Raw genomic sequence first — 14,747 nt, forward strand, 5'->3', positions numbered from 1 at the left:
TGCGCCGTTCGGCGAGGCGGTCGCGCAGGTCGCCGCGCATGTGGTGGTCGGCCAGGTCGCTGTCGGCCCGGGGGTGCGGGCGGACCAGCACCGTGGGGGGGGCGGGGGGGGGGGTCGGGGGGGGGGGGGGGGGGGGGGGGGGGCCGGGGCCCGGGGGGGGGGGGGGGGGGGGGGGGGGGGGGGGGGGGGGGGCGGCCGCCCCCCCCCCCCCCCCCGCCCGTACGGAGAATCAGTGGGTGCTGATGCAGCAGATCGAGCTCTGGTTGCTTGACAGCTCTGCCGCGGGCGCTTCCATCTGCAGGTCCTGCAGGTCGAGGATGGCCTTCATGTCGTTCACCTCCGTTCGCTCACTCACAGGCGACGCACGGTTCCGGGTGCGAGGGCGGTCCGGCGAGCGCCGGCACCGCCGCTCGCGCCGGTGAACCGGTCAGGCGGTGTGGATGCAGCAGATGGAGCTCTTGTTGCTGGACAGCTCCCCCGCGGGCGCCTCCGTCTGCAGGTCCTGCAGGTCGAGGATGGCCTTCATGTCGTTCACCTCCGTTCGGTTTCGAGCTGGAGCACGGCGGTCGCCGGATGCCCGGCGGTCATGAACGGCAGCGGTCCGCCGGGCCTCCCCTCGACCGCCGTGTGGATGGCGAGCAGGACCCCTGCGGATCCCGTCGCCAGGTCTGTGGAGAGCCGCAACATGCCCTCGCCCGGGAAGAACAGCGAGCCCCGGCGTTCGACGAAGTGCCAGAACATGCGGCGCAGGTGAAGGTCGACGCCGGGGTCCTGGCCCTCGCCGAGGTGGCGCAGGCAGGTCATGAGCCCCGTACGCCCGGAGAACAGGCCGGGCAGCACGACGAACTCGGCGCGGCAGGTGGCGTGGATCAGGTCGCGCACTCGCGCGAACTCCGGATCCGCGCGATGGCGGAGGTACTCGTGCAGCGCGACGCCCACGCCGCCGCTGCCGTTGTCCAGGTACGGGAGGATGCGCGACGGTTCGCGCACGTAGAGGCCGCCCAGAGACTCCTTGCACTCCTCCAGGTCGCGCCGCAGCGCCGTGGCGGCGAGGTCGAGCCAGCCGTCGTCGCCGGTGGCCTCGAAGAGCCGTACGAAGAACAGCGCGACCCCGCTGAACCCGTACATCAGGCCGGGACGTTCGGACGGAGCGAGGTGCTCCCCGTCCCCGGCGACGGCGCGGGAGAGCCGCTCGGCGTACTCCAGCGACAGGTCGACCAGGGAGCGGTCACCGGTCCGGCCGGCGAAGTAGAGGACGTTGAGCCCGGCCCCCGCCAGGCCGCCGAACAGGCCGGGCGTGCGCAACGTGCCGCCCATGTCCAGCGCCCGCTCGAAGACGGGCAGCGCCTCGTCCCGGCGCCCTATCCGGTCCAGGGCGAAGGCGATCCCGTGCAGCCCGTTGTAGAAACCCGCGTACGGGAGCGCCGTGCCCCGGCAGGAGCGCACCAGCCACCCCACGTGGTCGGGGAACTCCGGGTAGGAGGCCCGGCCGATCTCCGACAGGGCGTACAGGACTCCGGCGGCGCCGTACGCGAGGTTCGAGCCGCCGGAGCGGAACTGCTGGATGTCGCCCGGGAAGAGCCGGTCCCGGCGTCCGGGCGTCGCGCTCGCGAGAACGCCGGTCACCGCCGAGTCGAACAGGGCGTCCCAGTCGGGGGGCTCGTCGTGCCGTCGCCGGGGGACGTACGGGTCGTTCATGAAGAGCCCGCGGGTGACGGTCCCGGCGAAGTCCGCCGGCACCGGGAACCGGTCGACGATGACGTCGAGCAGGTCGTGCGCCTTGCGCGGATCCCACTGCATCATCGAGGTCAGGGGCAGGAAGACCGCGAGCCGGAGGCACGCCAGCGCGTACTCGTCGACGTCGAAGCCGGTGAGTGAGTCCGGCCCGGCGAAGCCGGTCGCGGCGAGCCCTGGCGTGTAGTCCTCGGAGACGCCGGAGGAGGACTCGAAGTCGACCAGCGCGATGGTGTCGTCGGGGCGGACGATCACGTTCGACGAGTGCAGGTCCCCGTACACCAGGCCCGCGTCGTGCATGTCGCGCAGGGCCGCCTCGACCTGGGCGACGATGTGCAGCACCCACTCGGTGTACTCCGCGATCTCCCGCGCGTCCGGGCTGTGCGAGATCAGCGGATCGCGCAGCCCGCTCGCGCGGAACAGCGTCTCTCCCTCGACGTACTCCATGGCGAGGAAGCTGTGCTCCCAGTACCGCGCGGACTCGACCAGCCGGGGTACGAACGGGCGGCCGGCGAGGAGCCGGAGCGCGCGCTCCTCCCGCGCCATGCGGGTGACCGCGTCATGGCCGTTGCGGTCGAGCCCCGCGTGCGGCCGTGCCTCCTTGAGGACGACACGGTCCCCGGAGCGCAGGTCGTCCGCCAGGTAGACGCCGCCCGCGTTGGAGAAGTGCAGGGCCTCCTCGACGCGGTAGGGGAACTCCTCATCCGACGCGTCGTCGGCCGCCTGCTGCGCCGCGATGAAGCCGGGCACCGTCACCCAGGAGGGGACGCGGAACGACGGCTGCCGCTCGTCGGGGACCAGCCGTCCGTCCGGGTCCTCCACGGCCGGCAGCAGCTCGCCGTCCTCGGAGAGGCAGTAGCGCAGGGTGAAACCGCCGTACCGCACGTGCAGCGGCCCGTCACGCCACCGGAGGTCGCTGAGGATGTACGGCCCGGAGAACCGCGCGAGCTTGCGGCCGAGCTCCTCCAGCGTCGTCCGCAGCTCGTTCTCGTCGCGCGGATAAATGGCGACCAGCTTGCCGCTGGAGCCGCGGTGCGCGTATTTGAAATTGGACATGAGTGTCATCGCGCGGCTGCGCAGGAATTTGAAGGCGACGCCATGGGACACGCAGTGGTCCCAGATGATGTCGATGACCTCCGCCGCCTCGTCGAAGCGCGCGCTGGCGTGGATCTTCCATCCCTGGTCCGGCAGCCGCGCGTCCCGTGGCCGCAGGTAGATCCACTCCCGAAGCCCCTCCCGTACCCAGCCCTCCGGCACGGGGCGGCTCGCCGCCTCGAACAGCATCTTCCCGTCCGGGAGTTTCTCCAGGCTGTCGTAGAAATCGAGATCGGCGAACGTATACAGGGTGTGCGACATGCTTCCCCCGGGACAGTGGCGCGAATTCCGTGTTAATTGGAGATTAGAAGTCGCGCCGGTTCCGGAGCATCGGTCGTTTCATGTAGTTCTGACGCAGAGGGATGGGTCGTTCTACCCACGCGGCGGCGTGGCGAGCCCCCGTTCGAAGGCGTACGCCGCCGCGGCGGTGCGCGACGACAGCCCGAGCTTGGTGAAGATGTTCGACAGGTGCCGGGCGACCGTCTTCTCGCTCAGGCACAGAGCGGTCGCCACCTGGCGGTTGCTGTGCCCGGCGGCGACGTGCCGGAGCACCTCGGCCTCGCGTCCGGTCAGCCCGGCGGGCAGCGGCGCCCGCTCCGCCGCCGCCGGGCGCCCCGCGCCCAGCCGGTCCAACGCGTCGCGCGCCGCGTCCCGTTCCAGGTCCGCCGCGTCGTCGTCACCGAGCGCCTGGTACGCCTCGGCGAGCAGCAGCCGGGTCCGCGCGACGCCGTACGGCGCGTCGAGCTCCTGCCACGACCGCCGCGCGGTCCGCAGGACGGCCAGCGCCTCCTCGGCCTCCCCGCCCGCGAGCAGGACCGCTCCGTGCGCCTGCTCCGCCTCCGCGCGCAGGCCGGAGCTGTCGTAGGCCGCGGCCACCGCCCGCAGCTCCGTACAGGCGGTACGGGCGGTGTTCAGGTCGCCCGTGGCGAGCGCGATCTCCACCTGGGCGACGTGGAGGCGGGCGCGGGCGAGCCGGTCGCGGTTCTCGGCGAGGAGCGCCGCGCGGATCGACGCCGCCGCCGCGTCGGGCCGGCCCTGGTCGAGGCGGAGCAGCGCCAGGCCCGGCTGCGGGTCGCGGCCGTGCTCGTGCGCCCGCCGGAAGGACTCCTCCGCGTCGGCCGGCCGGCCGAGGAGCCGCTGGACCTCACCGGCCTCATAGTGCGCCTCGGCGACCACGCCGACGTGGACGTGCGCCAGGGCGGCCGCCGCGTGGGCCGCCGCGCGCTCGGCCGGCTCCCACGCCCCCTGGAGGCGGAGCACCTGCGCCCGGTGGACGCGGCAGATGCCGCGGTACATCACGGCCTCCGACAGGCTGTCGCACCACCGGCTCGCGGCGCGCGTCCACTCGGCGGCCCGCCGCAGGTCGAACATCTCGTGGCAGGCGTCCATCAGGTTGCAGTAGACCGCTCCGGTCCACAGCGGGTGCAGGTCGTCCGACAGCGCCGTGAGCATCGCCTCGTCGAGCAACGGGAGCCCCTCGCCCGCGCGGCCCTGCTTCACCAGGGCGCGCCCCTCGCCCAGCGTGCCGACCGCGAGCAGGTTCGGATCGCCGAACCGGCGGCCGAGGTCCTGCATCCGCCGGGCGTGCGTGATCGCCTCGTCGTTGCATCCGCGCACCATCGCCGAGGAGATCTCGAAGTAGAGCGGGTAGCCGTGCTCGGCGCACTCCGCCTCGTCGCGCAGCAGGCGGTGCGCCCGGCTCATCCAGCCCGAGCCGATCGCCCCGTCCCCGCGCTCGGTGTGGTGCACCGCCAGGTACATCGCCGACATCGCGGCGCTTCGCCGCCGCGCCTCGCGGCGGTACATCCGGTACGCCTCCGCGAACGCCTCCAGCGACGCGTCGATGTCGCCGATCCACCACGCCGACTCGGCGAGCGCCTGATGGTCGTCGGCCGTCAGCGTGTCACGCGCGCGGGCACGGATGAACCCGTCGCGCGCGTCGGTCCAGGCGCGGCGCCCGAAGGCGGACCGTGCCGCCTCCAGCTCGCCGGCCGCCTCGACCACGACCGCGCCGCCGATCGCCGCGACGCGCGTCCCCCGCAGACGCGCCACGCGAGCCGACCCATTTGACCCCGTTGTCATCTGATCCCCTTGTCCCGGTGATTCGTCCCCTATTCCTTGTGGCGTGACATGCCGCAGGAGAGGTGTGCCACGGCGTGGCACATCGGCGGATCGCGCCGGGTCCTGTCCGCTTGCGGCCAGCACGTACGCGGGCCGGCCGGCGTCGTCCCCGGACCTTGAATGGCACCATGACGGCATGTCGGGGGATGCTCGTCACCTGGTCGGCCGGGTGAGGGAACTCCGCCTGCTCGATGACGTGCTGACCGCGGCCCGCCGTGGCGAAGGCCAGCTGGTCGTGGTCGCCGGGCAGGCGGGAATCGGCAAGACCCGCCTGTGCCGGGAGATCGTCTCCCGCGCCGGGAACGCGGGTTTCGCCGTCGGATGGGGGACCTGCTGGCCCGAGGGCGGAGCTCCGCCGCTGTGGCCGTGGCAGGCCGTCCTCGCCGACCTCGGGCGCGGCGCGGCGGTGGACCTGCTCGGCGACGACCGCGGCGGACCGGTGATCGACCCCGAGCGGTTCGCCCGTTTCGCGGCGATCGGTGCGGAGCTCGCCCGGGCCTGCGACGACTCACCGGTGCTGGTCGTCATCGACGACGTCCACGTCGCGGACCCGGGGGCGGTGCTCCTCGCCCGGTTCCTCGCCCGCGACCTCGCCCGGCGTCCCCTCGTCCTCGTCTTCACCCGCCGTCAGGAGGAGAACGGCCGGCCCTCGACCGCGGGGCTGCTGACCGAACTCGAGGACCAGGCCAGGTCGCTGACCGTACGACCCCTGGACGCCGAGGAGACCGAGCTGTTCCTGCGGTCCCGCGGCTACCGCGACGTCGATCCGGACCTGCGGCACACGCTGTGGCGGCTGACCGGCGGAAACCCGCTGTTCCTCCATCGCGTGATCGCGCTCGGCCCCGCCACGGGCGGCCGGCTGCCTCCCGCCGACGTACGGGAGGCGATCGCCCAGGCCCTGGACCGCCTGGGGGAGAGGGCACGGAGCATCCTCAGCCGGTCGTCGGTACTCGGCTCCTCGCCCCTGGTCGCGCGTGCCGCCGCCGTCGCGGACTGCACGCCGGCGGAGCTGGGCGAGGCGTTGGCCGAGTCCGAGCGCGCGGGCCTGGTCGGCGTCGGCGGGCAGGGCGAGTTCACCTTCACCCACGAGCTCGTACGCGAGGCGCTGCAGGACCTGCTGACCGTCGCCGAGCGGTGCGCGGCGCACGCCAGGGCGGCCGACGTCCTCGCGGGCCCGGCCCAGCACGCCCCTGACCGGCCGTACGGCGCCGCGGGCCGCCGGCAGCTCACGCGCTACGCCCACCACGCGCTGAAGGCGGCGCCCCGTTCGCCCGAGGACGGGCGCCGCGCGATCACGGCCTGCCGGGCCGCCGCGACGGCCATGGTCGGCGGCTTCGACTACGAGCAGGCCGCCGCGCTGCTCGAGTCGGCCGCGGGCGTCCACGAGGAGGCGGGGCTGCCCGATCCGGTCGCGGAGCTGCTGGTCGAGTGGGCGCAGACGCTGCTCCTGTCCGGCCTGCTGACCGACGCCCGGGTGCTGTTCGGCCGGGCGGCCGAAGCCGCGACGGCCGAAGGGGACCCGATCACACTGGGCCGCGCGGCACTGGGCCTCGGCGGCGTCTGGGTGAACGAACACCGCTCCCGGCCCGACCGGGAACGCGTCGCCGCCCTCCAGCGCCGCGCGCTGGCCGGGCTGCCCGCCGAGGAGCGCGAGCTGCGATGCCGTTTCGCCATACGGCTGGCGGCCGAGGCCGTCTACCAGGGCGGGCCGGTCGAACCCGTCCTCGACGCCCTCGCGGAGGCACGGCGGCTCGGCGACGGCGACGTCCTGGCCGAGGCCCTGTCGCTGTGCCACCACGCGCTGCTCACGCCCCGGTACACGCGTACCCGGATGAGGCTGGCCGACGAGCTGATCGCGGTCGCCTCACCGGCGGGCGCGGGCATGCTCGTGCTCATGGGCCTGTGCTGGCGGGCCGTCGACCTGTTCCAGCTCGGCGACCCCCGGGCCTTATCGGCGCTCGCCGAGCTGCGTGAGCGAGCCGACATCCTCAACTGCCGCAGCGTCCTCTACATCGCCGAGGTCATGGGGACGATGCTGCTCATCCGCGCCGGGCGGCTCGACGACGCGGAGAAGAAGGCCGTCGAGTGCTTCGAGCTCGGCAGTGAGGTCGGCGACGCCGACGCGATCGGCTACCTGGGCGCGCACCTGGTCACCATCCGCTGGCTCCAGCAGCGCGACGCGGAGATGCTGAGCGCGATCGAGGACATCGCCGCGTCGCCGACGCTGGTCCCGGCGGAGTTCGCCTTCCGGGCGACCGCGGCCGTCCTCGCCGCCCGCGCGGGCGAGCGTGACAAGGCCCGGCGCATCCTCGACCAGCTCACCGCCTCGGGACTCGCCGCACTGCCGGTGTCGAACACCTGGCTCACCGGGATGCTGACGATCGTGGAGACCGCCTTCCTCCTCGGTGACGCCGCCGTGGCGCGGGAGGGCTATGACCTCCTCACGCCGTACGCGGATCTGCCGGTGATGCCATCGCTGGCGGTGACCTGCTTCGGCTCGGCCGAACGCCCCCTGGGGCTGGCCGCCCTCACCTTCGGCCGCCCGGACCGCGCCGTCGAGCACCTCGAACGCGCGGTGGCCGCCGACCGCCTGCTCGGCAACCGCCCGCTGACCGCGATCGCCCTGGGCGACCTCGCCGAGGCGCTGCTGCGGCGCGCCGGGCCGCGCGACCGCGAGCGGGCCGCCGACCTCCTCACGCAGGCACGGCTCGAGGCCGAGGCGCTCGGGATGACGGCACGCGCGGGTGACTTCGCGACGCGTCTCCGCCGGCTCGGCGAACGCCACGCCACGATCCGGCGGCAGGGGCGCATGTGGGTGCTCTCGCTCGGGGAGCACCAGGCGGTCGTTCCGCACCGCCGCGGCGTCGGTTACCTCGCGCGCCTGCTCACCAGCCCGCACCGGCCCGTCTCCGCGCTCGAACTGGTCGTCGCCGCCGGCGACGCCACCGTCGTCGGGCCGACGCGGCAGCCGATGCTGGACGAGCGGGCGCGGAGGGAATATCGGAGACAGGTGGAGGAGCTGACCCGGCGGATCGCCGAGGCCGGGCCCGCCTCGGCCCAGGAGTCGCGCGCCGAGCTCGACGCGCTGCTCGCCGAGTTGAACCGCACCGCCGCGAAGGGCGGCCGTACCCGGGCGTTCCCCGACCCCCGCGAACGTGCCCGGACCGCCGTACGCAAAGCGATCAAGCGCGCGATCGACGACATCTCCGCCGCGGACGCCACGATCGGCGGCATCCTCCGGTCCTCCATCACGACCGGCGCGGAGTGCTGCTACGCCCCGGACGCCGAACAGCCGCTCACCTGGTCGCCCGGCGACGCCCGTACGCCCTGAGCCCTAAAGGCCGACCAGGACGCTGCTGCTCGGGGTGTGGTCGCCGCCCCGCCAGGTCTCCCACACGTTCTTGCCGGCGGCGGTGTAGAGCTGGGTGAACACGCCGTTCTTGGACACGTCGATGGCCCTGATGCCGCCCTGGGAGATGGTGATCAGCGTGCTGCCGCCGCTGCCTCCGGAGTTCCACCAGTACTGCTGGACGTGGTCGCCGGTCGCCCCGTACAGCTGGTCCGTGCCGTCGCTGTCGACGAACTTCTTCACGACGACGCCGCCGGGAAGGTTGTCCTGCTGCATCGCGCCGGCGCTCCCGCCCCAGCGGTTCTCCCAGATGCCGGCCGAGGTGATGGTGTAGAGCTCGTTGGTGCCGTCGCTCTTGATGATCTTGTCGATGTTCTGGATGTCGTTCTGGCTGATGCCGATGATCACACCGGTCTGCGGCGCCGTCTGACCCGGCTTCCACGCGGTCTCGAAGACCGCGCCGGCCGTGGCCGTGTAGACCTGGTAGATGCCGTCCGCCTGGACGGTCCGCGCGAAGGCGATCGGGTCGTTGATGTTGCTCAACCGGGACGAGTGGATGCCGTCGCCGCCGTCACGCCACCAGTACTCATAGGGGCCGTCGGCGGCCAGCACATAGACGAGATGGGTGAGATGGCCGCCGCCGTCGGTCGACTGGGCGGCGATGACCTTGCGGACGCCGGACAGCCCGCCGATGATCTTGGCGCTGTGCGGGCCGTCGCCGGAGCGCCACCACGTCTCCCAGACGCCGTCGGACACCGCCGTGTACAGGCTCTGCGTGCCGTCGGGGAGCACGATCTTGTCGGCGTCCCTGATGTCGTTCTGCGCGATGGTGATGAGATCGCCGGTGTGCACGCCGTCGCCGCCGTCGTGCCACCAGCTCTCGAGCACGTCCGAGGACGTCACCGAGTACACCTGCTGGGTGCCGTCGCTCTGCGCCGTCTTCTTGACCGTGATGATGGTCTTGCTGTGCACCGGGTCACCGCCGGGCGGTGTGACGCCGGGCGGAATCAGCCAGCCGAGATACGGATAGTTCTGGCGATCGCCGATGGCGAAAACGTGGATGTCGTAATGATTGCGCTCTTCGCTGGAAATGACACTGCCGTCCCCGCGCGAAATGGCCACATGGCCGTCCGGGTTGCCGCTGGTCGCTCCCCAGAACGCGAGCGCACCTTTGGGAGGGTTGGCGTCCCCATCGTGGTGGCCGCCCGTGGAGTTCCAGTACGCCACGGCCGAAGGCGACGAACCCAGGCTCACGCCGGCGCTGGCGTAGGCGTCGGCGACGAACTGCAGGCACTGCCCCTGATAGCTGGACTGCCCGACCTCGGACTGTGCCCAGGCCACCGCGTCCGACGGAACGTCCGCGCGCGCCGGGCCGGCCATGATCGTCACGCCTAAGGCGGCAACGATCAAGGCGACGAGCGCATGGACCGTACGACGAGGCTTCGCGCCTCGCCGATGCGACTGCGACATGTATCCACCCCGGCGACGGACAACAAGGATGTCCACGTGCCCAGACCTTCGCGACCACTCGATCCGGACGCCGGGCCGGCGCAGGCGCTGGCGGCCGAACTGCGGAAGCTGCGTGAAGAGGCGGGGAGCCCGAAGTACCTGCAGATGGCCCGCAGGACCGGGAAGTCCCGTACGGCGCTGGCCGAGGCCGCCGGCGGGGACCACCTGCCGACCTGGGAGACGGTCGCGGCGTTCGTGACCGCCTGCGACGGGGATCCGAACGCCTGGCGCGAAAGGTGGGAGTGGACCCGCGACCACCTCCGCGCGCCGGCGGGCCAGGCCGGCTCCGCTCCGCCCGAGGCTCCGGAACCCGAGGTACGCGAACCGGCCGGCGAAGACGGCGCCGGCCGGCCGGCGGGAAGCCGGGTCGGGCACGCGGTGCCCTATGCCGCGACGGCCGTCGCCGGCGCGGCGATCGCCGCCGCCATGACGGTCGTCGTCGACGGCACGGTGACGCGCCAGACCTCGGCGGCGGTGGAGCGTCCGCCCGGCGCCGTGGTCGTCACGGTGCAGAACAAGGTGGCGCTCGGAAGGAACCGTCTGATCGAGGACACGACACCGGCCTATCTGTCGGCCAGGCCCGTGCCGTCCTGCGCTCGCAACGGGTGCAAGGTCGCCGGCACCGACGTCGGCAGCGGGGCCATGCTGGTCGCCGTCTGCCGTACGCGCGGCACGGAGATGTTCAACTACAACCTTGACTCATCGGAGTCCAGGGAAAATCCGCACCGCGCGGACTCTGCGTTCTGGCACAAGGCCGTCTTCCCCGATGGCCGTTCCGGTTTCCTCTCCGAGGTCTACGTCGCGCCCGCGGACCGAGGAGGAAAGGGGCTCGCGCGATGCGCGGCCTGAGTGCGCCTCTCAGGTGCCGGTCCATTCCGGGCGCCGGCGCTCGACGAACGCGCGGGCGCCCTCCCGGGCGTCGGCCGATGAGCGTACGGCCTCGGTAATCGGCTGCTGGCGGTCGAACGCCTCCGACATCGGCCAGTCGCCGGACTCGTGGATGATCCGCTTGGTCGCCTTCGTCGCCAGCGGGCCGTTGGCGGCGATCGCGCCGGCCAGCTCCAGCGCCGCCGGCAGGGTCTCGCCCGCCGGTACGAGCCGGTTGACCAGCCGTACCTCGTGTGCCTCCGCCGCCGGGATCCGCGCCCCGGTGAGCGCCCATTCCACGGCGAGGTTGAACGGGACGCGGCGGTGCAGCCGCAGCAGGCCGCCGCCCGCGGCGGTCAGGCCCCGGGTCACCTCGGGCAGGCCGAAGACGGCGTCCTCGGCGGCGACGACCAGGTCGCAGGCCAGGACGATCTCGAAGCCGCCACCCAGCGCGTACCCCTCCACGGCCGCGATGATCGGCTTCACCGGAGGCCGGCGGACGATGCCCGCGAAGCCGCGGCCGTCGATCGAGGGCCGCTGGCCGGCGAGGAACGCCTTGAGGTCCATGCCGGCGCAGAACGTCCCGCCGGCGCCGGTGATGACACCGGCGTGAACGTCGTCGCGCGCGTCGAGTTCGTCGAGCGCCCCGGCCACGGCCAGCGCGGTCGGAAGGTCGATCGCGTTGCGCGCCTGGGGGCGGTCGATGGTGATGACGAAGGTCCGGTCGACCTGTTCGGTCCTGACGGGCATCGGGGTTCCTCTCCTGGTCAGCGGGGCTGCATGCGGATCGAGCCGTCCAGCCGGATCGTCTCGCCGTTGAGCATCGGGTTCTCGATGACGTGCGCGGCCAGGGCCGCGAACTCCTGCGGCCGTCCCAGCCGGGAGGGGTTCGGAATCGACTCGGCCAGGCTCCGCCGCACGTCGTCGCCGAGCCGGTTGAGGATCGGGGTGTCGAACAGCCCGGGGGCGATGGTGCACACCCGGATGTGCCGGCTCGCGAGGTCGCGTGCCGCCACGATCGTCATGCCGACCACCCCCGCCTTGGCGGAGGCGTACGGGATCTGGCCGATCTGGCCTTCGTAGGCCGCCACCGAGGCGGTCAGCACGCAGACTCCGCGCTCGCCCTCGACCTCGTCGCCTGCCGCCATGCGCGCGGCGGCGAGGCGGAGCGTGTTGAACGTGCCGATCAGGTTGACCCGGACGATCTCGGTGTAGGTCTCGAGGGAGCCCGGGGTGCCGTCACGGCTCACCAGGCGTAGGGGCCCGCCGCGCCCGGCGCAGTGGACGAGGGCGCGCAGCGGGCCGCGGGCCTCCGCGGTGTCGAGCGCGGCCTCCATCGCCGCGGGGTCGGTCACGTCGGCCGGCGCGAAGGCGGCTCGGGCGCCGAGCCTGTCGGCCACCTCGGCGCCCGCCGACGCCGGCAGGTCGACGAGGACGACGTGGGCCCCCGTTTCGAGCAGGCGTTCCGCCGTCGCCAGGCCGAGCCCGGAGGCACCGCCGGTGACCAGCGCGCTTCCACCGTCGAGTCGCATTCGTCGTCTCCTTCTCGTACCGGAAGCGGGGTCAGCCGAGACGCTCGATGACGGTGGCGTTGGCCATGCCACCGGCCTCGCACATCGTCTGCAGCCCGTAGCGGCCGCCGGTCGCCTCGAGCTGGTTGATCAGGGTGGTCATCAGCCGGCAGCCCGAGGCGCCGAGCGGATGCCCGAGCGCGATGGCGCCACCGCGCGGGTTGAGCCGGTCCTCGTCCACGCCGAACTCCGCCTGCCACGCGAGCGGTACGGAGGCGAAGGCCTCGTTCACCTCGATCGCGTCCATCTGGTCCAGGCTCATCCCGGTCCGCCCCAGCACCTTGCGCGTCGCGGGGATCGGCGCGGTGAGCATGAGCACCGGATCGTCGGCGCACACCGCCGAACCGACGATCCGGGCCCGCGGGCGCAGTCCCAGCGACTCCGCGCGGCCGGCCTCCATGAGCAGCAGGGCGGCGGCGCCGTCGGTGATCTGCGAGGCGTTGCCGGCGGTGACCGTCCAGCGCGCCTCGGGATGGCGGGCGCGCAGCTCCTCGGTCTCGAAGGCCGCGCGCAGACCGGCGAGCCTCTCCAGGGTCGTGTCGGGGCGGATCGTCTCGTCCTCGGTGACCGCACGGCCGTCGGCCGCGGTCACCGCGACGATCTCCGTCGCGAAGCCGCCGCCGGCCGCGGTGGCGTGGGCCCGCTGGTGGGAGCGCAGGGAATACTCGTCCTGGCGTTCGCGGCCGATGTTCCACTTGGCGGCGATCAGCTCCGCCGAGACGCCCTGGGGGACCAGGCCGGGGAACCGCGCCGCGGCGAACTCGCCGAACGGGTCGGAGGACAGCCGCCCCGACCCCATCGGCACGCGGCTCATCGACTCGACCCCCGCGGCCACGCAGACGTCGTACGCCCCGGCGGCGATGCCCTGGGCGGCGAACTCGATCGCCTGCTGGCCGGAGCCGCACTTGCGCTCGATGGTGGTCGAGGGGACGTGCACGGGCAGCCCCGCGCCGAGCCAGGCGAACCGCCCGGGTGTGGCCGACTGCTCGCCGACCTGGCTGACGCAGCCGACCAGCACGTCGTCCACCTGGCCGGGGTCGATGCCGGTGCGCTCCATGAGCCGCAGGAAGACCTGGGCGAGCAGGTCGACGGGGTGCACCGAGGACAGTGCGCCGCCGGCCTTGCCGCGGCCCATCGGCGTGCGGATCGCCTCGACGATGACGATGTCTCTCATGATCGCTCCCTCTGGTCGAAGCGGCGGCCGACGAGCTCGGAGGCGATCCGGATGCGCTGGATCGCGGGGGTGCCGCCGGCGATGGCCCAGCCGTGCGCGTCGCGGTGCAGGCGCTCCAGGCCGTACTCCTCGGTGTAGCCGTTCCCGCCGTGCAGCTGCATGGCCTGGTCGGTGACGCGTTTGGCCATCTCGTTGGCGGCGCACTTGGCGACGGAGACGTCCAGAGTGTCGGGCGCGCCGTCGTCGACGTTCCGCGCGGCGTGTTCGAGGAGCAGGCGGGCGGACCGTACCTGGATGAGCATGTCGGACAGGGTGAGCTGGACGGCCTGGAAGTCGATGATCGGCCGGCCGAACTGGCGCCGCTCCCGGACGTAGTCCACGGTCCGGTCCAGCGCGGCCTGGCCGATCGCCAGGCTCATGGTGGTGTTGCCGAGCCGTTCGATGGAGAAGCAGCCGAACAGGTCGCGGAACCGGCCGGCCCCGACGAGCACGTCCTCCGCGGGCACCGCGACGTCGTCGAAGGCGATGTCGGCGGACGGGATGCCGCGGAAGCCCATCAGCTTCTCCTGCGCGCCGAAGGACACGCCGGGGGCGTCGCGGCCGACGATGACGGCGCCGATGCCCTTGGAGCCGGGCGCGTCGCCCAGCCGGGCGTACACGAGATAGAGCTCGGCCTCACCGCCGCCGGAGATCCAGCGTTTGGTGCCGTTCACCCGATAGCCGCCCTCGTACTCGGTGGCGCGGGTGGCCAGGTCGGTCGCCGCGGAGCCGGCGTCGGGCTCGGAGATCGCCACCGCCATGGTCGTGTCACCGCGGATGATCGAGGGCAGGTAGCGCTCGCACTGCTCCTCGGTGCCGAGCCGGCTCAGGGCCTGGGCCGCGCCGACGTTGGCCTCGAAGACCTGGAAGGCCGCGGGCCGGCAGACCTTCGCGAGCTCCTCGATGACGACGAGGGCGTCACGGACCGACGCGCCGGCGCCGCCGAACCGTTCGGGCAGCGCGATGCCGAGGTAGCCCAGCTCACCGAGGAAACGGCGCTCGTCCACCGGGAAGGGCACCCGGCCGGCATCCCACTCGTCGGCGCGTCCGGCGTACCGCTCGGCCGCGACCTGCGCCGCGACGCGGCGGAGCTCGTCACGCCGCTCCTCCTCCTCGGTACGGGCTGGGGTGCTCATGAGGCCTCCTCATCACGGTGACGGCAGCGGTCAGCGGCCGATCGTAGCCCGAGATTCGGCCAAGCGGAAGATAATTTCACTCAATCGAAAAAGCTGATGGCGTCCGGCGACTAGCAGGCACTTCGTATAAAAATTTAACTGAGTAAAAAAGA

General features: G+C 72.8%; 10 protein-coding genes. 2 read left to right on the forward strand and 8 right to left on the reverse strand.

What is annotated here, in order from left to right:
• Positions 1 to 229 precede the first annotated feature (229 nt).
• From QWU11_RS27390 to QWU11_RS27400, 3 genes are all read right to left on the reverse strand, one after another.
• On the reverse strand, positions 230 to 355 hold the full coding sequence (locus QWU11_RS27390) for a hypothetical protein (protein WP_290117304.1): 126 nt from the start codon (positions 353 to 355) through the stop codon (positions 230 to 232).
• 176 nt (positions 356 to 531) lie between these two features.
• Positions 532 to 3,090, reverse strand: coding sequence for a class III lanthionine synthetase LanKC (lanKC, locus tag QWU11_RS27395; protein ID WP_290117305.1), 2,559 nt, complete (start codon positions 3,088 to 3,090; stop codon positions 532 to 534).
• A gap of 111 nt (positions 3,091 to 3,201) precedes the next feature.
• Positions 3,202 to 4,881 carry a helix-turn-helix transcriptional regulator gene (locus QWU11_RS27400; RefSeq protein WP_290117306.1) on the reverse strand — a complete coding sequence of 560 codons (1,680 nt, stop codon included), beginning with the start codon at positions 4,879 to 4,881 and terminating at the stop codon, positions 3,202 to 3,204.
• Positions 4,882 to 5,086: 205 nt separating this feature from the next.
• Here QWU11_RS27400 and QWU11_RS27405 point away from each other — a divergent pair, with 205 nt between their 5' ends.
• Positions 5,087 to 8,281 (forward strand): AAA family ATPase, encoded by a 3,195-nt coding sequence (locus tag QWU11_RS27405; RefSeq protein WP_290117307.1) that lies wholly within the window; start codon positions 5,087 to 5,089, stop codon positions 8,279 to 8,281.
• 3 nt (positions 8,282 to 8,284) lie between these two features.
• Here QWU11_RS27405 and QWU11_RS27410 read toward each other — a convergent pair whose 3' ends face one another.
• Positions 8,285 to 9,709 (reverse strand): CHAP domain-containing protein, encoded by a 1,425-nt coding sequence (locus tag QWU11_RS27410; RefSeq protein WP_290117308.1) that lies wholly within the window; start codon positions 9,707 to 9,709, stop codon positions 8,285 to 8,287.
• A 96-nt stretch (positions 9,710 to 9,805) separates the two neighbouring features.
• On the opposite strand from QWU11_RS27410, the gene QWU11_RS27415 reads away from it, so the two are divergent.
• Positions 9,806 to 10,657, forward strand: a complete 852-nt coding sequence (locus QWU11_RS27415) for a helix-turn-helix transcriptional regulator (protein WP_290117309.1) — start codon at positions 9,806 to 9,808, stop codon at positions 10,655 to 10,657.
• A 9-nt stretch (positions 10,658 to 10,666) separates the two neighbouring features.
• On the opposite strand, the gene QWU11_RS27420 is transcribed toward QWU11_RS27415, so the two are convergent.
• The 4 genes from QWU11_RS27420 to QWU11_RS27435 are packed head-to-tail and all read right to left on the reverse strand — an operon-like array spanning position 10,667 to position 14,595.
• Positions 10,667 to 11,425 (reverse strand): crotonase/enoyl-CoA hydratase family protein, encoded by a 759-nt coding sequence (locus QWU11_RS27420; RefSeq protein WP_290117310.1) that lies wholly within the window; start codon positions 11,423 to 11,425, stop codon positions 10,667 to 10,669.
• 17 nt (positions 11,426 to 11,442) lie between these two features.
• Positions 11,443 to 12,207: an SDR family NAD(P)-dependent oxidoreductase gene (locus QWU11_RS27425; RefSeq protein WP_290117311.1), complete on the reverse strand. Its 765-nt coding sequence runs from the start codon at positions 12,205 to 12,207 to the stop codon at positions 11,443 to 11,445.
• Between the two features lie 31 nt (positions 12,208 to 12,238).
• Complete coding sequence (locus QWU11_RS27430) at positions 12,239 to 13,420, reverse strand: thiolase family protein (RefSeq protein WP_290117312.1); 1,182 nt, start codon at positions 13,418 to 13,420, stop codon at positions 12,239 to 12,241.
• Entirely contained in the window at positions 13,417 to 14,595 is a 1,179-nt protein-coding gene (locus tag QWU11_RS27435) for an acyl-CoA dehydrogenase family protein (RefSeq protein ID WP_290117313.1), read from the reverse strand. Before QWU11_RS27435 ends, QWU11_RS27430 begins: the two co-directional genes overlap by 4 nt.
• Positions 14,596 to 14,747 lie beyond the last annotated feature (152 nt).

It is taken from the genome of Actinomadura sp. DC4 (assembly GCF_030406325.1).
Classification (GTDB): domain Bacteria; phylum Actinomycetota; class Actinomycetes; order Streptosporangiales; family Streptosporangiaceae; genus Actinoallomurus.

Excerpts from the sequence above, each read along its gene's own strand:
- lanKC (WP_290117305.1), bottom strand. The coding sequence starts at position 3,090 with ATGTCGCACACCCTGTATACGTTCGCCGATCTCGATTTCTACGACAGC.
- QWU11_RS27405 (WP_290117307.1), top strand. The coding sequence starts at position 5,087 with ATGTCGGGGGATGCTCGTCACCTGGTCGGCCGGGTGAGGGAACTCCGC.
- QWU11_RS27420 (WP_290117310.1), bottom strand. The coding sequence starts at position 11,425 with ATGCCCGTCAGGACCGAACAGGTCGACCGGACCTTCGTCATCACCATC.
- QWU11_RS27425 (WP_290117311.1), bottom strand. The coding sequence starts at position 12,207 with ATGCGACTCGACGGTGGAAGCGCGCTGGTCACCGGCGGTGCCTCCGGG.
- QWU11_RS27430 (WP_290117312.1), bottom strand. The coding sequence starts at position 13,420 with ATGAGAGACATCGTCATCGTCGAGGCGATCCGCACGCCGATGGGCCGC.
- QWU11_RS27435 (WP_290117313.1), bottom strand. The coding sequence starts at position 14,595 with ATGAGCACCCCAGCCCGTACCGAGGAGGAGGAGCGGCGTGACGAGCTC.